This window comes from Ruegeria sp. CE12 (assembly GCF_056537525.1).
This window is the reverse complement of record NZ_JBQFRS010000002.1, coordinates 474,448-492,942: the sequence shown is the minus strand read 5'-3', so window position 1 is coordinate 492,942 and position 18,495 is coordinate 474,448. Positions and strand designations below refer to the sequence as shown.

The following is an 18,495-nucleotide window of genomic DNA, read 5'->3' as shown; positions in this document are numbered from 1 at the left end:
GGCACCAAAGGCCGCATGGCAAAGACGACTTCTTTCTCCTGCTCGGCCTGTGGTGCTACGCATACCCGTTGGTCCGGGCGATGCGATGCCTGCGGCGAATGGAACACCATCACGCAGGACGCACCACTCTCCGCAGGACCGGCCAAGAAATCTCTGGGCGGCAAGCGCGGTCAGTCCATAGTTCTGTCCGACCTGTCGACCGAAGAAACACCCCCGCCCCGCACACTCTGCGGTGTCGAGGAACTCGATCGCGTACTTGGCGGTGGTCTTGTCCCGGCCTCAGCGCTTTTGGTTGGCGGTGATCCGGGTATCGGCAAATCCACTCTTCTGCTTCAGGCGGCAGCACGGTTCGCCCGGACCGGTTTGAAAACCATCTATGTCTCGGGTGAGGAAGCCAGCGCGCAGGTTCGTATGCGCGCCCGTCGCCTTGGCCTCGAAGACGCACCCGTCCAACTGGCGGCAGAAACAAACCTGCGCGACATCCTCACGACTTTGGAAGCCGAAAAACCGGGTCTGGCCATCATCGACTCGATTCAGACCATGTGGGCCGACAATGTCGATAGTGCGCCGGGATCGGTGTCTCAGGTCCGCGCCGCAGCACATGAGCTGACATCGTTCGCCAAACGCCATGGCGTGTCGATCATCATGGTCGGGCATGTGACAAAAGAAGGTCAGATCGCCGGCCCGCGCGTGGTTGAACACATGGTCGATACCGTCCTTTACTTCGAAGGCGAGCGTGGCCATCAGTTTCGCATCCTGCGCGCGGTCAAGAACCGTTTCGGCCCCGCCGATGAGATCGGCGTGTTCGAGATGACAGGCAAAGGTCTGGCGCAGGTCACCAACCCTTCTGCGTTGTTTCTGTCGGAAAGGGGCAAGCCCAGCCCCGGCTCAGCAGTGTTTGCCGGTATCGAAGGTACGCGCCCTGTGCTGGTCGAACTGCAGGCCCTTGTTTCTCCTTCCCCTCATTCACAACCCCGCCGCACTGTCGTCGGCTGGGACAGTGGCCGTTTGGCGATGATCCTGGCCGTGCTCGAAGCGCGCTGTGGCATCCCGTTTGCAGGCCTGGATGTCTATCTGAACGTCGCAGGCGGCTTGAAAGTCAGTGAACCTGCGGCCGATCTGGCGGTCGCCGCCGCGTTGCTGAGTGCCCGAGAAGACACAGCCCTGCCCGCAGATACCGTTGTTTTCGGAGAAATCTCGTTATCTGGGGCACTTAGACCGGCCCCTCAGACCGAAAATAGGTTGAAAGAAGCGCAAAAACTTGGTTTCACATCGGCAATTGCTCCGGCAGGTGGCAAAACCGGCACTGTGGCAGGTCTGACACTCACCCGACCCAGTGATTTGGTTGGGTTTGTTGGCGAAACCTTCGGAGCAGGTTAAGATCGCGCCTCGAGGGGCAGAAAAAAGAACAGGCGAGGGCCATGGAAGGTTTTACAATAATTGACGGGGTGGTTGCCCTGATCATCGTGCTGTCGGGCATATTGGCCTATTCGCGCGGTTTCATGCGCGAGGTTCTGGCCATCGCTGGCTGGGTTGCGGCCGCCATTCTGGCCTTTATCTTCGCGCCGCAGGCCGTTCCTTTGGTCAAAGAGGTTCCGGTTGTCGGAGAGTTCCTGCGTGACAGCTGTGAACTGTCAGTCATCACAGGATTTGCTGCGGTGTTTGCGATTGCTCTGATCATCGTCAGCATCTTTACGCCACTGTTTTCATCGCTCGTGCAACGTTCAGCACTGGGCGGTCTGGATCAGGCACTGGGCTTCTTCTTCGGTATCGCGCGCGGCATCCTGCTCGTTGCCATCGCCTTCTTCGTCTACGACACCGTTATGACCGGCCAGTCCTACACGATCGTTGATGAAAGCCGTTCGGCCAAGGTCTTTGAACAGTTCAGCGACCGGATCGAAGAGCAGAACCCCGAGGCCGCTCTGGGTTGGGTTACATCTCAGTACGAAGAGCTGGTTGCAAGCTGCACCGCAGACTCAGACAACTCGGTAGATACAAGCAACACCGAGAACACTGAAAGCACCGAAGGTACCGGCAACTGAGCTGACCAAATCTGGAATTCAGGTGAAAGCCCGGTTTCGACCGGGCTTTTTTGTTGCTGACGATCAAAAAACTTGAACTGTCAGGAAAACCCCTCGCCACCGCACACGGCACATCGCGTCGATTTTAAGCCAAAGCACCCGTCACATCGGCTATATTCCGGCTTTCCGAACACATCTCTGCTTTTGACGACCTCGCCAGCACCATTGCAGATTGGGCAAGGCGCACGGCCCATGCCACGGCACCGGTGACAACGACGTTTTGCCTGCTCTTCTTTCTTAGATCCCTGCTTATGTTGCCACATACGCTTTACCCATCCGAAACCTCGATTTCTGTTATCGCTCGGAACTTTTATCATCACAGCATATATGTCTGAACATGTCACCTGTATTGGCCTAGATGCTCAAAATCAGCCTGCGGCAAAACGCGAGTGTGATCCTTTGATGACAGCGGCGACATTAGGCATTATGTGGAAGCCAGACCGCCACGGAATCGGAGCTACCGATCTTGTTCTTTCTGTTTTCCTTCGTGATCGCCGCTGCGCTGCTTGCGCATTTGGCATCAGGAAAAGCAGTACCTGCGCGAATGAGAATCCGCGCTCATCAGAACCATTCCGCGGCACGAAATACCCTCTACTTTAAAACGTCATAGAAATTGGAGCCCGTACATGTGTGGGATTTTGGGGATCGCAAGCAGGACGCATGATGTCTTTGCGGAAATCTATGACGGGCTGCTGATGCTGCAGCACCGGGGTCAGGACGCCTCGGGCATCGTCACCTACAACGGCGAGTTCTTTCGCGAGAAAAAGGCCAATGGTCTGGTCAAGGATGTCTTCAACGCACAGGATGCCGGGACGCTGTCGGGTAAGATCGGAATTGGTCATGTGCGCTACCCCACTGCAGGATCGCTCAGCGCGGCCGAAGCCCAGCCGTTCTTCGTGAACGCGCCTTATGGAATCTACCTCGTCCACAACGGCAACATCACCAACACTGCTGAACAGCGCGAGAAGGTCACTGGCAAATACAGCCGGCACCTGCGCACAACATCAGATTCCGAGATCCTGTTGAATGTGCTGGCCGATAAGGTGGCCGATGCAATTAAGGTGAACGGCAACTCCGATCCGATCCGCAACATCTTTGCTGGTGTGAAGATGACAATGGAGCGGGTTCAGGGCGCCTATTCGGTGATCTGCCTGATTGCGGGCGTGGGTATGCTGGCCTTCCGTGACCCGTATGGCATCCGCCCCCTGTCAGTTGCCAAGCGCGTGGCCGAAGGGCAAGGCGACGATTACGCCTTTGCCTCGGAAGACGTTGCTTTCGGCATCAATGGTTTCGACAAGCTGCGCGATCTGCGCGCTGGCGAGGCGATCCTGATTGATCTGGACGGCAACATGCACGAATTTCAGGCGGTCGAAGGCAAGCTCACCCCCTGCATCTTTGAATATGTCTATCTCGCGCGCCCGGATTCACTTCTGGACGGTGTGTCGGTCTACAAAACCCAAATGCGTATGGGTCAAACACTGGCCAAGCAGATTCAGGAGTCCGGACTGGAAATTGATCGGATCATCCCGGTGCCCGACAGTGCTCGTCCTGTGGCGCTTGAGGCGGCAAAGATCACTGGCATCCCCTATCGCGAGGGTCTGGTAAAAAACCGCTATGTGGGTCGAACATTTATCATGCCAGGTCAGGCCGAGCGGCAAAAGTCTGTCCGGCGCAAGCTGAATGCGGTTCCGCTGGAGTTCGATGGGCACAATGTTCTGCTGATCGACGATTCCATTGTGCGCGGTAACACGATCAAGAAAATCGTGCAGATGTGCCGCGAGGCCGGAGCGAAAAAGGTTTATATCGCCAGCGCATCGCCGCCAGTGAAATACCCTAATGTCTACGGCATCGACATGCCCACCAAGCATGAGCTGGTCGCCAATGGCAAAGAGATCGAGGAAATCCGCGAAGAGCTGGGCGCTGACGCGCTGTTCTATCAAAATCTCGATGATCTGATCTGGGCCGCCAAGGAAGGCAATCCCGAGATCGAGCAATTCGACTGCTCCTGCTTTGATGGCAACTACATCACGGGCAGCGTCAGCGAGGATTATCTGGATAGCCTTGAAAACAGCAGTCGCGTCAGCAAAAAGCGCGAAGACATGCAGGTCGTCGGAGGGTCCTGGAACTCGGCGAAGCTCGCTTCGGGGTAAACAAGACCGGGCAGCGCAACACCGCTGCCCCGGCGAATCAGCTATTCATTAGTGGCGCTTCAGGCGCACATTGTTCGCTCTTGTGGGGCCACGCCGCCTGTTCACTGGTAAGTTTTCGCCTACAACCAGCCGGTGAACGATCTGCGATTGCAAAGGCTTCGTCAGACCGGTTTTGCACCCACGTTTTCGTGACGCAGTGGCATACTTCAATTTCAGCGATCGGTTTGGTAGCCCGCGTGCCACCAACCGCTCACAACAAAGGGGTCGGGTTTTTTCCTGACCGCGATCTATGTCAAACGCCACTGTTAAAAGTGCGGCCACTAAAAAGGGCGCGCTCAAGAAGAACTCCGTATCGGTGCTCGGCGTATTTGGACCCAAGGCCAATATGCGCGCCCTGATGCGACTGTCGTCGGGACGGGTTAAAGAGGTCAAACCGGGTAGCCGCGTCGCCTCGGGGACCGTAGTTGCCATCGATGAAGACGGCATCATGCTGCGACAAAGCGGCCAGACCAAGCGGATCGCCATCCCCGGCGGCTGATCTCGGCTTGACGACCCGTGCGCAGGGGTTCAAACCGCTCCCATGACCGATCAGACCAAAATTGCCCTCATCACAGGGGCCTCTCGCGGATTGGGTGCAGCACTGGCCGAAGCGCTGGCGCCCGAGTATCACATCGTCGCTGTCGCCCGCACCACTGGCGGGTTAGAAGAGCTTGACGACCGCATTCAGGCCAAAGGCGGCAGCGCCACTTTGGCTCCGATGGATGTTACCGATCCCGATGCCATGGCAACGCTGTGCCGCGGAATTCACGACCGTTGGGGTAAGGTGGATCTGTGGCTGCATACCGCTATCCACACTTCAGCTTTGACGCCCGCGCATTTCGTCGACCCGAAAGAGTGGACCAAGGCGGTAAACACGAACGCAAATGCGACCTCGGTTCTGATCCCCTATATCGCCCCCCTTCTTGGCGAAGCTGGCCATGCCGTGTTCTTTGATGATCCGAAGGCTGGCGAGAAATTCTATGGCATCTATGGTGCCACCAAGGCTGCTCAGATGGCTCTGGCGCGGAGCTGGGCAACCGAAACCGAGCGCACGGGCCCTCGTGTTTCCATCATAGAGCCTGCACCGATGCCAACAGCAGTTCGTGCACGTTTTCACCCCGGTGAAGACCGCGAAGCGCTGACGGCCACCGCAGATGAAGCGGCACGCATTCTAACTCTTCTTTGAATTCTCTCTATTGAGAAAGCGAAACGGCGCCCTCAAAACCCAGGCGCCGTTTTTTATGCGATGTGCACCCCTGTCCGTCCGGCCAGATCCACAAAGAACTGCCATGCTACACGGCCTGAACGCGATCCGCGTGTTGCCTGCCATTCAATAGCCTCGGCGCGCAGCGTTTCGGCATCGACCGTAACGCCATAAGCGGCACAATACCGGTCGATCATCGCCAGATACTCATCCTGATCACAGGGATGGAAGCCGAGCCACAGGCCAAAACGATCAGAGAGAGAAACCTTCTCCTCGACCGCCTCGGATGGGTTGATGGCGCTCGAGCGTTCATTTTCGATCATATCCCGCGGCATGAGGTGCCTGCGATTTGAAGTGGCATAAAACACCACATTCTCGGGGCGCCCTTCGATACCCCCATCCAGAACCGCCTTGAGCGACTTGTAGTGCTGGTCATCGTGGCTGAACGACAGGTCGTCACAAAACAGAATGAATCGGTGTGGCGCGGCGCGTAGGTGGTTTAGCAGGCGCGCGACCGAGCTCATGTCTTCACGTTGCAGCTCCACCAGCTTCAGATCAGGATGTTCGTCCTGCAATGTGCCGTGCACGGCTTTTACGAGGCTGGATTTCCCCATTCCCCGTGCGCCCCATAGCAGCGCGTTGTTGGCCTTGTAGCCAGCTGCAAACCGGCGGGTGTTATCCAGCAATGTGTCGCGAGACCGGTTGATGCCTACCAGCAAGTCCAGATTGACGCGGTTAACCTGTTCGACCGGTTCCAGTCGGTCCGGTTCAACCTGCCAGACAAAAGCCGGTGCGGCATTGAAATCAGGGGCTGCCAATGGTGCTGGCGCCATGCGCTCAAGTGCATCTGCGATACGGTTCAGGGCTTGATCGTCCATCGGCTCCTCCGGGTATTCCGCAGGTTTTCAATCATGTTCCGCCTCGCGCAACAAGAGCCGCACATGAAAAAGGCGCGCCAAACTTGGACGCGCCTTATCCCTAGTTGTATCTGCAGATTACTTGGTGTCTTCGTAATCCTGCATCATCTCTTCATCTGCCTCGGCCTCATCATCATCGTAGTAGCCGTCAGCACGCAATTGCTCTTCACGCTTCTTCTCAACACGCGCGACAAGGAAGATCGAAATCTCGTAGAGACCGTAGACCACGATGAACAGGATGATCTGAGTAATCACGTCCGGCGGCGTAACGATCGCTGCAAGAACCAAGATCCCCACAACCGCATATTTGCGTACGGCGCCCAAACCTTCGGCGCTCACCAGCCCTGCCTTGCCCATAAGGGTCAAAAGAACCGGCAATTGGAAACAAAGGCCAAATGCGACGATGAACTTGATGGTCAGGTTCAGATATTCCTGCGCCGAGCCTTGGAAAACCACGCTCAGTGGCGCTGCAGCTGCGCCATCCACGACAGCTTCACCCTCGGTTCCGAACTGCTGGAAGCCCAGGAAAAAGTCATAGGCAAGCGGAGTGACAACATAGAAGGCAAAGCTTGCACCCAGAAGGAACATGAACGGCGATGCCACCATAAATGGCAGAAACGCGTTCTTTTCTGACCGATAAAGCCCCGGCGCCACAAAGCGCCACATCTGCATCCCGATATACGGAAACGCCAGAATGAAACCGCCCAGCAACGAAACTTTGATCGCAACAAAGAAGCCTTCCTGCGGCGAGATGAAGATCAAGCCACAGTCCTGACCGCGTTCTGTCAGAACCTCACACAAGGGTTGCGTCAGAAAGTTGAAGATTGGCGTGGCCACCGAAAAGCAGATGATCATGCCGATCAGAAACGCCACGACGCAGTGAATCAGCCGCGTGCGTAGTTCTGCCAGATGTTCGATCAATGGGGCCGAGGAATCCTCGATCTCGTCGGTCTTGGTCATGTCTTGCTTTCAGTATTCAGCGCAGCTTCGGCCTCTTCAGCCTTAGCCAACGCTTCGGCAGCTTCTTTGGCTTTCCGCTCGGCAGCAGCGCGAGCGGTCGAAGCCTGAATCTTCTTGGCCTGTTCAGCCCGATCAGCAGCCAGTTTTCCTGTCTCGCTTTCAGGGTCGAACTTGGTCGGATCAATGCTCTTCGCCATGTCCTGGGCAGCGTTTTTTACACCGTCCATAGCTGTATTCATCGGGTTGGTGGCGGCTTTGATGCCCTTCTGAATCTCACTCACACCGGCTTCGTCAGCGGCTTGATTCATCGCATTGCTGAACTCGCGCGCCATTCCGCGGGCCTTGCCAATCCAACGACCGGCATTGCGAAACAGCACTGGCAGGTCCTTTGGCCCTACCACGATCAAGGCAACGATGCCGATGACCAGAAGCTCGGTCCAGCCCAGATCAAACATGGCCGATCAGACCTTGTCTTTGTCGGTCTCGGGCGTGACGTCCTTGGCCAGCTCGGACGCATCCTGTTCGATTTCTTCCGAACCTTCCTTGATGCCTTTCTTGAACGAAGTGATCCCTTTGCCAACTTCGCCCATCAGCGAACTGATCTTGCCACGACCAAACAGCACGAGAACAACAACAGCAATAAGCAGGATGCCTGGAAGACCGATATTGTTGAGCATGTCTCTTCTCCTTATGCGTCGGCGCGATGCGCGCCGGATATTCGATTTCGCATCGTGTTTACGCCTTGTGAGCTGTCCACAAAAGACAAGCAGAACGGTTTGGCGATCAAAATCACGGTAAATCTACGAATTTGAGGGGGTCGCTTTTCTCAACTGACAGGTTTATGTCAGTTGTAGGTGACTAGGACTACGACATCGAAACCTAGTCAATGGAGATCCAAATGACGCATGTCGCAGAAATCGTAACCTTCACGCTCGCCAATGGCACAACGCCAGAGGATTTCGTGAAACTCAGCCAGGCCTCTGAGAGTTTTGTCAGGTCAGCACCGGGTTTCACCCATCGTCAGCTCAGTCAGGGCGAAGACGGCCGCTGGACCGATTATGTCATCTGGAAGGATATGAAAGCAGCGCAGGACGCAGCCGCCCAATTCCCGCAACAGGATTTCGCACCGGCCCTGATCGCGGCGATCCAGCCCGAGAGTATCCAGATGCGTCATGAGCATGTGCTATGGAATATGACTGCATGACGGTTGGCGCGGCGCAACAGGGTAAAGCCGATGCGCCGCACTGATCGATTGTTCGATATCATCCAGATCCTGCGCGACGGTAGACTGCATCGCGCACAGGACATCGCGGACCGGCTCGAGGTGTCGGTCCGCACGATTTATCGTGACATGGATACACTGGTTGCCTCGGGCGTACCGGTCGAGGGTGAGCGCGGTGTCGGGTACATGGTACGTGAACAGATCACCCTGCCCCCGCTTAACCTGACCCCCGCCGAACTGGAGGCGTTGAACCTCGGAATGGCAATCGTTGCCGAGGCCGCTGACCCCGATCTCAAAGCCGCCGCCGAGTCATTGGCTGACAAGATCGATGCCGTATTGCCTACTCAGGTGGTTGCCGAGGCTGATACCTGGAAGTTTGCAGTCTACCCCTTTGCCGATGCGGCACGTGGTCTGGCGCATATGGCTCCAATCCGCGCAGCCATAAAGTCCCGGCAAAAACTTCATCTCTCGTATCGTCGGATCGATGGCGTCCTTACGAAACGGACCATCCGCCCACTGCATATGGAATATTGGGGCCGCGTCTGGACCCTGACCGCATGGTGCGAACTGCGCGCTGGTTTTCGGGTGTTCCGCATCGACCTGATCGAAACAGTCACACCCCTGCCGGAAATTTTTTCGGACGAGGTGGGAAAACGCCTAAGCGACTACGACCCAAACGCCTGACCATCCTCATCTTTTCAAAACTACTTCTGCCATAGGCACGGCCCAAATTGGGCCATCTCGATCACTTCAGATAGGGTTCCGGATCAACGGATTCGAAGCCCTTGCGTACCTCGAAATGCACATAGGCATTGTCCCCGCCGCGCAGGGCCGCGATCTTTTGACCACGACGAACCCGGTCGCCCTTTTTGACGGTAATATCCTGAACATTCGCATAGACCGTCAGCAGATCATTGTTGTGTTTGACCACAATGATCGGAACCTGGTCCGCATCTGATGTAATTGCGGCCACGGTACCCGCCTCGGCCGCGTTCACGGCTGTACCCGGAGAGGCCGCGATGTCGATACCTTCGTTCTTGCCTTTGCGATACGGGCGCACAATCTTGCCCGAGACCGGTAACGCCAGTGCCGAACTTCCTGAATTTGTCGGAGCCTCGGCAGTCACATCAGGCGCGGGGGTGACCGGCGCGACCTTCTCATCCGGCAGCGGCTGTGTCGCACTGGGCGGTGTAGGCGTTGGTGAACCCTGCCCCGGCTGGGTCACAGCCGTCGCACCGGTTGTCGATGCGGCTGCGGTATTGCGCGGCGCTGGCTGATCCTTGACGGGGATGAGCAGGAATTGACCTTCACGAACAGTGAAGTCCGGACCCAAACCATTCCATTCAGCCAACGATTCCACCGGAACCTGATACAGGCGCGAGATGGTGTAAGCTGTTTCGCCACGCTTGACCTTGTGACGGATCGGCTCGGGGCCCGCTGCCACTGGTGCTGGGGCTGGCTTTGCCGGTTCAAGTGTCGAAGTCTGAACTGAACCCGTAGCCGGAGCCTCATCAATCGCTGATCCTGCAATTGCGGCGATGTCTACATTGCTGCTAGCCCCGACCGAACGCGGCAGCGCCAGAACCTCACCCTCGCGCAGAGGGTCATTGGCATTCAAACCGTTGTAGCGGGCCAGTTCTGCAGCGGGTAAGCCCACACGCGATGCGACTTGGGTGACGGTGTCACCTTTCTGGGCAACGGCAACCTGATAGGTCGGATAAGTAATGACACCACGCGCATCCGGTGCGGGACGGTTCGCCGTCGCTGCCAGTGCTGCGTCTGCGGTGGAAAACCCGCCTACCTTGCCTCGCAGGTCATAGTCGATCGGCCCCTCGCATCCCGCAAGAACGACCAATGCGGCAAAACCCGTTGCGCAGCGGCGCATAGTAGATTTGGAAACTGCTCTCATATCTCTGTCCTCAACACCTGCCCCTGTTTACCGGGGTTCCGGTGCACAATTCGGAAACGTCCTTTACGCCTCGTCCTTCCCAAGCCCCTCCAGCAGGGGCACAAAACGGACAGGCAACAATTCGTCATAGTCCAGACCATCCTCAGTACGTCGAACCCTGATCAGGGTTTGCACCGCATCCGACTGTCCCACGGGTAAGACCATGATACCGCCGATTTTCAGCTGCGCCAAGAGCGGCCCTGGCGGGTCTTCGGCAGCCGCCGTAATGATGATGCGATCAAACGGTGCCTGCTCGGGCAAACCGTGGGATCCATCGGACAACATGGCCGTGACATTGGTCAGTCCCATATCACGGAAAAGCTGCCCGGTTTCCCGAACCAGACGCTTGTGCCGTTCAACGGTATAAACACGCCGCGCCAGCTTGGACAGGATCGCCGCCTGGTAACCCGAACCCGTCCCGACTTCGAGGACAGTATCGCGCGGATTGACCTGAAGCGCCTGCGTCATCAGACCCACGACCGAGGGCTGACTGATCGTCTGGCCGCATGCGATTGGCAGCGGCGTATCTTCATAGGCACGATCGGCAAACAGGCCTTTGACAAACAGACCCCGGTCAACCTGTTCCATCGCTGCCAGCACGCGCGCGTCCGTCACCCCGCGCGAGCGCAAGGCAAACAGGAACTGCATTATGGTTTCAGCGCTTGGTCCGGTCATTCAATCGTCTTCAAAGCCTCAAGCGCGTCATGCGCAGTCAGGTCGGCCCGCATCGGTGTAACCGATATATAGCCTTCCAGATTTACAGCCGCATCCGTCCCGGGAGCAGTCGGGTTGTGCTGGTAGCCACCCTTGATCCAAAGGAACCGACGCCCCGAAGGTGAGCTGTGTGGCTCAACCCCGAAATGGGTATCCCGACGGTATCCCTGCGGCGCGACACGAGTACCCAACACTTCATCTGCAGGCACGGGTGGGAAATTCACGTTGTAAAACAGGCGGTAATCCACATCTTCATCCGGTGTGGCATCCAGGATGCGCCGCACCAGATCGGCGCCATATCGTGCCGCAGCCTCGAATGGATCTTCCAGCCCCAGATTGCGTGGACCGAAATACTGCGACAATGCGATTGCCGGAACACCCTGCAAAGCCGCCTCCATCGCACCGCCGATGGTTCCGGAATACAGCGTGTTTTCTGCCGAATTGTTTCCGCGATTTACGCCAGAAAGCACAAGATCGGGCTGCGCATCCTTCATCACGTCATGCAACCCGGCAAGCACACAATCGGCTGGTGAGCCTTCGGCAGCAAAGCGTCGCTCGTCCAACTTTGCGACCATCATCGGATGGGTATAGCTGATGCAGTGTCCGACGCCCGACTGCTCAAACGCAGGTGCTACAACCCAGACCTCACCATCCGGACCAGCCAGATCGGCCGCAATCGCTTCGAGCGTGATCAAGCCTGGCGCGTTGATCCCGTCGTCATTTGTAAGAAGAATTCGCATGATGCCTGCACTACCCCCACGTTTCGCCCTTGATAGACGCGCCCCCGCGCTGCGGCAAGCAAAGCGCGTATGCAATCTGCGGCATTCGCGCACCACTCGGGCGGAAACTGCACCAATCAGAGATCAGGTTGGGAAAACAAAGCAACGATCCCGGCGGATCGTAAGCCACATGGCGCGACCGGGCTGCGGCACAAAGACATTCGGGACGGTCACCTTCAGGATCGATCCATCGTGATCCATCCTGAATTCTACAAGACTTTCATTGCCCAGAAACCGCGCCCGTTCCACTACGCCCCGGGCGGCGGTTCCGGCACTAGGGGTCGGCGCCGGACCTTTGCCGTTGCGATCAAAGTCCAGTTTGACGTGCTGAGGTCGAAACACGATCTCGACATCCGTACCGTCCGGAACACCCGGAGCCAGAAACTGCCCGAACGGGGTGTCCGCCAGAGCACCGTTAACAGTGGCAGGCAAGATGTTGACATCACTAAAGAAAGCAACAGCTGCCTTGTCCGCAGGTCGGGTATAGACGTTATACGGCGCGCCCTGCTGAACGATCTTACCACCACGCATCAGAGCGATTTCATCCGCCATCCGCATAGCCTCTTCCGGTTCATGCGTGACCAGAAGAACTGCCGCGTCTTCTTCTTTCAGAATGGCCAGAGTCTCATCCCGGATACCATCCCTCAACCGGTTGTCGAGACCCGAGAAAGGTTCATCCATCAACATGATCCGTGGACGTGGCGCAAGCGCACGCGCGAGCGCGACGCGCTGTTGCTCACCCCCTGACAATTGATGCGGAAAACCATCAATGAACCGCATCAGATCGACCTTGGTCAGCAGCTCTTCAACACGGGCGCGCTTTTCTTCTTTGCTGCTTCTCAGCCCGAATGACACGTTATCGGCAACACTCAGATGCGGAAACAGCGCAAAGTCCTGAAACATCAGACCGATCTCACGCCGTTCGGGCGGTACGCGAAAGATGGTGTCGCAGATCAGCTTGCCATCCACATAAATCTCGCCCGAGTCCTGCATCTCGACACCGGCAATCATCCGCAATGTCGTGGATTTACCGCAGCCAGATGGCCCCAGCAGACAGGTCACCTGCCCGGCCTGAACGCTTAGCGAGACGTCGTCAACAACAGTCCGTCCTTCGAACTGGCGGACAATATTGCGAATTTCCAGACGAGGAGGAGCTGCGTTAACTGTCACCGATAGACCCTGTTGCCTTTCCCGATCAAATTCATCGGGCTTGGGCGGGGATATCAACCCCGCCTCTCAGGCGCAAGAGATCAGCAGCAACCGGCCGACGCTGCCTCACCTTCGACGACAAACGGGCTATCCCCTCCACACCCTTCGAAAATTCCGTAGTGGGTCGAGAAATCGCCGATGAACTCAAAGTGGCGCGCGAAACGCGTATCCTGAAGCATCATCCATGTGTTGCCGCAGACGGGGAACACCTTGCCGGCTTCGATAAAGTGGTGATCATCCAGCGCAAACATATGCGGTGCATGTGGGATCGTTCCCTTGTAGATCACCGCCTGCCCATAATCTTCGCACGCGGGCTCGAGCTCGGGCAGTTTGAACAGACGGTAAGTCGCTGAAATGAAGCTCAGCGGCGCAACACGTTCCTCAAGGACCGGATTTTCAATAGTCAGCGGACGATGCGTAACCCTGCGCGGGTCACCAAATCCGGCCTCACGTGACAGCGACAGGAAATCGTTCCAATAGAGTGCGCCTGACAGGCACTCCCCATACAGAACCTCATCCTCGGCCATGGCCTTGGGCACACGTCGGTCAGAATAGACATCCGAGAAAAACATCTCTCCACCGTCTTTCAGCAACCGATGCGCACCGCGCAGAACAGCCGCCTTGTCAGTGGCCAGATTGATGACGCAGTTGGAAACGATGATGTCGAATGAGCCGGGCTCAAGATCCAGTTCGTCCAGTTTTTCAATGTAGCCGCGATGAAACTCGACATTGCTGGCCGCATAACCAAATGCATTCGCGTGATAATCCTGATGAGACCGTGCAATTTCTAGCTGCGCGGGCGTCATGTCCACGCCAACAACGCGGCCCGTTTCGCCCACCATAGCCGACAGGGCATAGACGTCCCGACCAGCACCGCATCCCAGATCAAGAATGTGCATACCTTCCAGATCCAGAGGCGCGATCAGGCCGCATCCATAATATCGGGTCAGCACATCATCATGAATTCGCGACAAAATCTGCTTGACGTGATCAGGCATGTCGTCGGGGGTGCAGCAAGCGTTCGTCTGCAAATCCGTGCTGCCCTGCAGGACCTCACCATAATAATTCTGCACAGCCTCATGCTTCATCAGAGCTTTCCTTTTCATCACGAACTGAAAAGCAGTTAGAGCAGCCCGGGTTGCCGTGCAATCCGGGACCGTCCCATCTGACGAAAGCGTGAATCGGTGTGTTTAAGATTTCTCCAGCAACTCGAAATCAACACCGCCGCGAACCTGCCCGTTCACCTGAATCTCCAGCCGATGCGCACCAGGAACCAGTTTAAACGTTGTGGCATTACCCTTGAGTTTGTGGCGCTTGGACAAGGTCAGAGACCCATCCTTCAGTTCAGCCTGTTTCAGCTTATGAACCTTAGGTGAGATCTTCCCGCCAGGCCTCTGGAAATGAATGATATAATCAACCAGAACAGGTTGTTTTTCCTGTCCAGAGATCGCAACAGAAAACTCCAGCGCGCCATCGATAATGGCTTCGCCCTCAACCTTGATCGAGACATCCAGATCTGCATCGGGATCATATCCCAGCATCTTCATTGCGCCTGCATGGCCAGACTTCACCAGCCCGCGCAACGCATGAGACGTCATCCACTGCAGTTCTTCGGCATCCTGTGCACCGCTTTCCTGCCAATACTGCAGGCGCTGCAGCACCAGTTCCGGCTCTTTCTTTGTGATGTCGTTCAGATGATTGGCCACCGACCGGGTAACATAGCGGGTGTTGTCGCGATGCAGTTGATCCAGCAAAGGCAAAGGATCAGCCAGATCCAGCCCAACCGCCTGCCCCCAAGGCAATCTCGGCCGGGTTCCTTCGCTGACCAACCTGCGCACGTGATAGCTGGAATGCCCACACCAATCCTGCATGCGCGTCACAACCTCGTCAGGCCAGCGGTTCAGGAATGGGCGTATGGCCCATTCCATCGAAAACCGCTGCGTCAGTTCCGCCAGAACATCCAGCGCCAGTTCCGGATGTTCCAATCCGACGGCAACTACCCAATCACCAAGCGGTGCAAAGATGAAGTCGCCGAAATCATCGTCTGTCTTACCCGGGTCCAGTGGCTCGGGCAGCGCACGCAGGATCACCGGTGCAACAGTCGGAAGATCGCCAGGAATGGCCTGTTGCAGGCATTCTGCGATCCAGGTCATGCGCTCTTTCAGCTCAAGTTCCGGCAGTTTGGCCATCACCGCCGCCTCAAATGCGGGCGCGTCAAATGTTGGCTGAGCATCGGCAAAAAGCCCCGCCAGATAGCGGGTCTTTTCTGCGTTGAACAACTGGTCTTTCAGCGAGAATCCCTGCGACATGATTACATAGTCAGATTGGTGCCGCCACCGTCCAGCAGAATGTTCTGCCCCACGATGAAACCGGCATGTTGAGAGCACAGGAACGCACAGGCAGCACCAAATTCCTGCCGCGTACCATAACGACGCGCAGGAATTGTCGCCGCGCGTTCGGCTCGCGCCTCGTCCATGGAAATCCCTTTTTGTGATGCGACCCCGCCATCCAGCGAGTCTGCACGATCCGTGGCATGGATACCCGGCAACAGGTTGTTGATCGTTACACCGTGCGGGGCCACTTGGCGCGAGGTTCCAGCGACATAACCAGTCAGGCCGGTCCTTGCGGCATTCGACAGCCCCAAGGCCGGGATCGGCGCGCGAACGGATTGAGAGGTGATGTTGACCACCCTTCCCCAGCCCTTGTCCATCATGCCTGGCAGTAGCGCTTTCATAAAGGCTATCGGTGTCAGCATGTTTGCATCCAGCGCCTTGATGAAATCCTCACGCTCCCAGTCCGACCACAGGCCCGGCGGCGGACCGCCGGCGTTGGTCACCAGAATATCGACCCCCTCGGCCGCCTCGATCACCTGCGCCTGCCCTTCGGGTGTCGTCACATCACATGCCACGGTCTGCACCTGCACACCATGGTCCGCGCGAATGCGTTCAGCTGCTGCTTCCAAAGCATCCGACCCGCGCGCGTTCATCACCAGATCAACACCCGCCGCAGCCAAAGCCTCGGCGCAGCCCAGACCCAAGCCCTTGCTGCTTGCGCTTACCAGCGCACGTTTTCCCTGTATTCCCAGATCCATACGATCCTCCCTGTCAGTCGTTGCCCGCTTGTCTAGCACCGGCCAGACAGAGAAGACCAGAACGGCGACGCCGCCTCAGTAAAAGAACTCTTCGCGGACGATCTTGCCATCAGCGACGTGATAGATCGCAACTTCACGCATATCGAAGCTGTCGCCGCTTTCTTTCATGGTACCCTGTACCTCGAAGATCACAGCAAACCGATCATCGCCATGCAGGAATGGATCGCTGACCGACCCGCCGGTTACTTCCGTAGAGCTTTCCCACCATTCATGTTTTCCACGGATCGCATCCAATCCACGTGCCTCGCGCCCCATGCCCTGCATATCCGCAGCTTCGACCGAAACGGCGTCTGAGGCATAGAGTTTATCCAGATTGGCCTTGGCCCTGTTTTCGCGACAACCAGTGACCAGTTCTTCTGCAATTTCTTTCAAATTCATTGGTCCACTCCATCATTTGTTCACTATATGTTCTTTTTATCGCAACCGTACGATTCGAACCACCCCCTTTGCCTTGCCTCGGCAGGATTCCCCGCCTATACGCGCGCTTATGCTTGATACCGCCTCGAACCAACCCGTATTGCCGCCCGAGATCGCCCGACGCCGGACCTTCGCCATCATCTCGCATCCGGATGCCGGCAAGACGACGCTGACCGAAAAGTTCCTTCTTTATGGGGGCGCCATTCAGATGGCCGGTCAGGTGCGCGCCAAGGGTGAGGCTCGGCGGACCCGCTCGGACTTCATGCAGATGGAAAAAGATCGGGGCATCTCGGTCTCGGCATCGGCCATGTCGTTCGACTATGACAACTTCCGGTTCAATCTGGTGGACACACCCGGCCACTCCGACTTCTCGGAAGATACATATCGCACCCTGACCGCTGTGGACGCGGCAGTGATGGTGATCGATGGCGCAAAAGGTGTGGAAAGCCAAACGCAGAAACTGTTCGAGGTATGCCGCCTGCGTGACCTGCCGATCCTGACCTTCTGTAACAAGATGGACCGCGAAAGCCGCGATACGTTCGAGATCATCGACGAAATTCAGGAAATGCTGGCCATCGACGTCACGCCCGCTGCCTGGCCCATTGGCGTGGGCCGCGATTTCATCGGCTGCTACGATATGCTGCGCGACCGGCTGGAGCTGATGGACCGCGCTGACCGCAACAAGGTGGCGGAAAGCATCGAAATCAATGGTCTGGACGACCCCAAGCTTGCCGAACACGTGCCCGAGCACTTGTTGGAAAAACTGCTGGAAGAGGTTGAGATGGCGCGCGAATTGCTGCCCAAACTCGACCCGCAAGCAGTACTTGAAGGGCACATGACCCCGATCTGGTTCGGATCGGCGATCAACTCGTTCGGTGTAAAAGAGTTGATGGAAGGCATCGGCGCCTATGGCCCACAACCGCAGATTCAATCCGCTGAACCACGTCAGATTTCACCGGATGAGAAAAAGGTCGCGGGCTTTGTCTTTAAGGTGCAGGCCAACATGGATCCCAAGCACCGTGACCGGGTGGCCTTTGTCCGCATGGCTTCGGGCCACTTCAAACGTGGCATGAAGCTGACCCACGTGCGGTCGAAAAAGCCGATGGCGATTTCCAACCCGGTTCTGTTCCTGGCCTCTGATCGCGAACTGGCCGAAGAGGCCTGGGCCGGCGATATCATCGGTATCCCTAACCACGGCCAACTGCGCATCGGTGACACCCTGACCGAGGGCGAAGCGCTGCGCGTTTCGGGTATCCCCTCCTTTGCGCCGGAACTGCTGCAAGGCGTGCGCGCGGGCGATCCGATGAAGGCCAAGCATCTGGAAAAGGCCCTGATGCAATTCGCTGAAGAAGGCGCGGCCAAGGTTTTCAAACCCTCAATCGGCTCGGGCTTCATCGTCGGCGTCGTTGGCGCGCTGCAATTCGAAGTGCTCGCCAGCCGGATCGAGATGGAATACGGCCTGCCGGTTCGCTTTGAAGCATCGCAGTTCACCTCAGCCCGCTGGGTCAGCGGTGACAAGGCCGAGGTCGACAAGTTCGCCAATGCCAACAAACAACACATTGCGCATGACCATGACGGCGACGTTGTGTACCTGACACGGCTTCAGTGGGATATCGACCGCGTCGTACGCGACTATCCCGCGATAAACCTTTCTGCAACAAAGGAAATGATGACGTGATCGATCGCGTCATATAACCTTCGCAG

The 18,495-nt window shown here is 57.1% G+C and carries 20 protein-coding genes; 8 read left to right on the top strand and 12 right to left on the bottom strand.

Annotation, left to right across the window (positions count from 1 at the left end):
- The first annotated feature begins 15 nt into the window (after positions 1 to 15).
- The 5 genes from radA (at position 16) to ACR0IO_RS07245 (ending at position 5,456) form a co-directional block, all read left to right on the top strand.
- Positions 16 to 1,380, top strand: coding sequence for a DNA repair protein RadA (radA, locus tag ACR0IO_RS07265; protein ID WP_155150634.1), 1,365 nt, complete (start codon positions 16 to 18; stop codon positions 1,378 to 1,380).
- A 41-nt stretch (positions 1,381 to 1,421) separates the two neighbouring features.
- The gene (locus ACR0IO_RS07260; RefSeq protein ID WP_480740431.1) at positions 1,422 to 2,042 is read left to right on the top strand and encodes a CvpA family protein; all 621 of its coding nucleotides are present in this window, start codon (positions 1,422 to 1,424) and stop codon (positions 2,040 to 2,042) included.
- 665 nt (positions 2,043 to 2,707) lie between these two features.
- Positions 2,708 to 4,231, top strand: coding sequence for an amidophosphoribosyltransferase (gene purF, locus ACR0IO_RS07255; protein WP_480740429.1), 1,524 nt, complete (start codon positions 2,708 to 2,710; stop codon positions 4,229 to 4,231).
- A 289-nt stretch (positions 4,232 to 4,520) separates the two neighbouring features.
- Entirely contained in the window at positions 4,521 to 4,769 is a 249-nt protein-coding gene (locus ACR0IO_RS07250) for a hypothetical protein (RefSeq protein ID WP_480740427.1), read from the top strand.
- Positions 4,770 to 4,811: 42 nt separating this feature from the next.
- Positions 4,812 to 5,456 carry an SDR family NAD(P)-dependent oxidoreductase gene (locus ACR0IO_RS07245; protein WP_480740426.1) on the top strand — a complete coding sequence of 215 codons (645 nt, stop codon included), beginning with the start codon at positions 4,812 to 4,814 and terminating at the stop codon, positions 5,454 to 5,456.
- Between the two features lie 53 nt (positions 5,457 to 5,509).
- On the opposite strand, the gene ACR0IO_RS07240 is transcribed toward ACR0IO_RS07245, so the two are convergent.
- The 4 genes from ACR0IO_RS07240 to ACR0IO_RS07225 all read right to left on the bottom strand — a co-directional run bounded on the left by ACR0IO_RS07240 (position 5,510) and on the right by ACR0IO_RS07225 (position 8,028).
- Positions 5,510 to 6,352 carry an ATP-binding protein gene (locus ACR0IO_RS07240; protein ID WP_480740424.1) on the bottom strand — a complete coding sequence of 281 codons (843 nt, stop codon included), beginning with the start codon at positions 6,350 to 6,352 and terminating at the stop codon, positions 5,510 to 5,512.
- A 117-nt stretch (positions 6,353 to 6,469) separates the two neighbouring features.
- Positions 6,470 to 7,351 carry a twin-arginine translocase subunit TatC gene (gene tatC / locus ACR0IO_RS07235; protein ID WP_480740422.1) on the bottom strand — a complete coding sequence of 294 codons (882 nt, stop codon included), beginning with the start codon at positions 7,349 to 7,351 and terminating at the stop codon, positions 6,470 to 6,472.
- The gene (gene tatB / locus ACR0IO_RS07230) at positions 7,348 to 7,806 is read right to left on the bottom strand and encodes a Sec-independent protein translocase protein TatB (protein WP_155150650.1); all 459 of its coding nucleotides are present in this window, start codon (positions 7,804 to 7,806) and stop codon (positions 7,348 to 7,350) included. The genes tatC and tatB overlap by 4 nt, the downstream gene beginning before the upstream one ends.
- A gap of 6 nt (positions 7,807 to 7,812) precedes the next feature.
- On the bottom strand, positions 7,813 to 8,028 hold the full coding sequence (locus ACR0IO_RS07225; protein WP_155150653.1) for a twin-arginine translocase TatA/TatE family subunit: 216 nt from the start codon (positions 8,026 to 8,028) through the stop codon (positions 7,813 to 7,815).
- Between the two features lie 221 nt (positions 8,029 to 8,249).
- Here ACR0IO_RS07225 and ACR0IO_RS07220 point away from each other — a divergent pair, with 221 nt between their 5' ends.
- Both ACR0IO_RS07220 and ACR0IO_RS07215 read left to right on the top strand, forming a co-directional pair.
- Positions 8,250 to 8,555 carry a hypothetical protein gene (locus ACR0IO_RS07220; protein ID WP_480740420.1) on the top strand — a complete coding sequence of 102 codons (306 nt, stop codon included), beginning with the start codon at positions 8,250 to 8,252 and terminating at the stop codon, positions 8,553 to 8,555.
- Positions 8,556 to 8,585: 30 nt separating this feature from the next.
- On the top strand, positions 8,586 to 9,257 hold the full coding sequence (locus tag ACR0IO_RS07215; protein ID WP_480740418.1) for a helix-turn-helix transcriptional regulator: 672 nt from the start codon (positions 8,586 to 8,588) through the stop codon (positions 9,255 to 9,257).
- Between the two features lie 61 nt (positions 9,258 to 9,318).
- Here ACR0IO_RS07215 and ACR0IO_RS07210 read toward each other — a convergent pair whose 3' ends face one another.
- From ACR0IO_RS07210 to ACR0IO_RS07175, 8 genes are all read right to left on the bottom strand, one after another.
- Positions 9,319 to 10,482, bottom strand: a complete 1,164-nt coding sequence (locus tag ACR0IO_RS07210) for a LysM peptidoglycan-binding domain-containing protein (protein WP_480740416.1) — start codon at positions 10,480 to 10,482, stop codon at positions 9,319 to 9,321.
- Between the two features lie 63 nt (positions 10,483 to 10,545).
- Positions 10,546 to 11,196, bottom strand: coding sequence for a protein-L-isoaspartate(D-aspartate) O-methyltransferase (locus ACR0IO_RS07205; protein WP_480740414.1), 651 nt, complete (start codon positions 11,194 to 11,196; stop codon positions 10,546 to 10,548).
- Positions 11,193 to 11,975: a 5'/3'-nucleotidase SurE gene (surE, locus tag ACR0IO_RS07200; protein ID WP_155150666.1), complete on the bottom strand. Its 783-nt coding sequence runs from the start codon at positions 11,973 to 11,975 to the stop codon at positions 11,193 to 11,195. The genes ACR0IO_RS07205 and surE overlap by 4 nt, the downstream gene beginning before the upstream one ends.
- A 123-nt stretch (positions 11,976 to 12,098) precedes the next feature.
- Positions 12,099 to 13,184, bottom strand: coding sequence for an ABC transporter ATP-binding protein (locus ACR0IO_RS07195; RefSeq protein WP_367646920.1), 1,086 nt, complete (start codon positions 13,182 to 13,184; stop codon positions 12,099 to 12,101).
- 80 nt (positions 13,185 to 13,264) lie between these two features.
- On the bottom strand, positions 13,265 to 14,311 hold the full coding sequence (locus ACR0IO_RS07190; protein WP_480740411.1) for a methyltransferase domain-containing protein: 1,047 nt from the start codon (positions 14,309 to 14,311) through the stop codon (positions 13,265 to 13,267).
- Positions 14,312 to 14,413: 102 nt separating this feature from the next.
- Positions 14,414 to 15,532: a hypothetical protein gene (locus tag ACR0IO_RS07185; protein ID WP_480740410.1), complete on the bottom strand. Its 1,119-nt coding sequence runs from the start codon at positions 15,530 to 15,532 to the stop codon at positions 14,414 to 14,416.
- Positions 15,533 to 15,534: 2 nt separating this feature from the next.
- Positions 15,535 to 16,314 (bottom strand): SDR family oxidoreductase, encoded by a 780-nt coding sequence (locus ACR0IO_RS07180; protein ID WP_480740409.1) that lies wholly within the window; start codon positions 16,312 to 16,314, stop codon positions 15,535 to 15,537.
- A 75-nt stretch (positions 16,315 to 16,389) separates the two neighbouring features.
- The gene (locus tag ACR0IO_RS07175; protein WP_155150677.1) at positions 16,390 to 16,752 is read right to left on the bottom strand and encodes a nuclear transport factor 2 family protein; all 363 of its coding nucleotides are present in this window, start codon (positions 16,750 to 16,752) and stop codon (positions 16,390 to 16,392) included.
- A 109-nt stretch (positions 16,753 to 16,861) separates the two neighbouring features.
- Here ACR0IO_RS07175 and ACR0IO_RS07170 point away from each other — a divergent pair, with 109 nt between their 5' ends.
- Entirely contained in the window at positions 16,862 to 18,469 is a 1,608-nt protein-coding gene (locus ACR0IO_RS07170) for a peptide chain release factor 3 (RefSeq protein WP_480740407.1), read from the top strand.
- Positions 18,470 to 18,495 lie beyond the last annotated feature (26 nt).

Bases quoted from the DNA above. Each gene is read 5' to 3' on its own strand.
- ACR0IO_RS07185 (WP_480740410.1), bottom strand. From the start codon at position 15,532: ATGTCGCAGGGATTCTCGCTGAAAGACCAGTTGTTCAACGCAGAAAAG.
- ACR0IO_RS07175 (WP_155150677.1), bottom strand. From the start codon at position 16,752: ATGAATTTGAAAGAAATTGCAGAAGAACTGGTCACTGGTTGTCGCGAA.
- ACR0IO_RS07215 (WP_480740418.1), top strand. From the start codon at position 8,586: ATGCGCCGCACTGATCGATTGTTCGATATCATCCAGATCCTGCGCGAC.
- tatC (WP_480740422.1), bottom strand. From the start codon at position 7,351: ATGACCAAGACCGACGAGATCGAGGATTCCTCGGCCCCATTGATCGAA.
- tatB (WP_155150650.1), bottom strand. From the start codon at position 7,806: ATGTTTGATCTGGGCTGGACCGAGCTTCTGGTCATCGGCATCGTTGCC.
- ACR0IO_RS07225 (WP_155150653.1), bottom strand. From the start codon at position 8,028: ATGCTCAACAATATCGGTCTTCCAGGCATCCTGCTTATTGCTGTTGTT.
- ACR0IO_RS07170 (WP_480740407.1), top strand. From the start codon at position 16,862: ATGCTTGATACCGCCTCGAACCAACCCGTATTGCCGCCCGAGATCGCC.
- surE (WP_155150666.1), bottom strand. From the start codon at position 11,975: ATGCGAATTCTTCTTACAAATGACGACGGGATCAACGCGCCAGGCTTG.
- ACR0IO_RS07210 (WP_480740416.1), bottom strand. From the start codon at position 10,482: ATGAGAGCAGTTTCCAAATCTACTATGCGCCGCTGCGCAACGGGTTTT.
- ACR0IO_RS07250 (WP_480740427.1), top strand. From the start codon at position 4,521: ATGTCAAACGCCACTGTTAAAAGTGCGGCCACTAAAAAGGGCGCGCTC.
- ACR0IO_RS07245 (WP_480740426.1), top strand. From the start codon at position 4,812: ATGACCGATCAGACCAAAATTGCCCTCATCACAGGGGCCTCTCGCGGA.
- ACR0IO_RS07220 (WP_480740420.1), top strand. From the start codon at position 8,250: ATGACGCATGTCGCAGAAATCGTAACCTTCACGCTCGCCAATGGCACA.
- purF (WP_480740429.1), top strand. From the start codon at position 2,708: ATGTGTGGGATTTTGGGGATCGCAAGCAGGACGCATGATGTCTTTGCG.
- ACR0IO_RS07190 (WP_480740411.1), bottom strand. From the start codon at position 14,311: ATGAAGCATGAGGCTGTGCAGAATTATTATGGTGAGGTCCTGCAGGGC.
- ACR0IO_RS07240 (WP_480740424.1), bottom strand. From the start codon at position 6,352: ATGGACGATCAAGCCCTGAACCGTATCGCAGATGCACTTGAGCGCATG.
- ACR0IO_RS07260 (WP_480740431.1), top strand. From the start codon at position 1,422: ATGGAAGGTTTTACAATAATTGACGGGGTGGTTGCCCTGATCATCGTG.
- ACR0IO_RS07180 (WP_480740409.1), bottom strand. From the start codon at position 16,314: ATGGATCTGGGAATACAGGGAAAACGTGCGCTGGTAAGCGCAAGCAGC.
- ACR0IO_RS07205 (WP_480740414.1), bottom strand. From the start codon at position 11,196: ATGACCGGACCAAGCGCTGAAACCATAATGCAGTTCCTGTTTGCCTTG.
- radA (WP_155150634.1), top strand. From the start codon at position 16: ATGGCAAAGACGACTTCTTTCTCCTGCTCGGCCTGTGGTGCTACGCAT.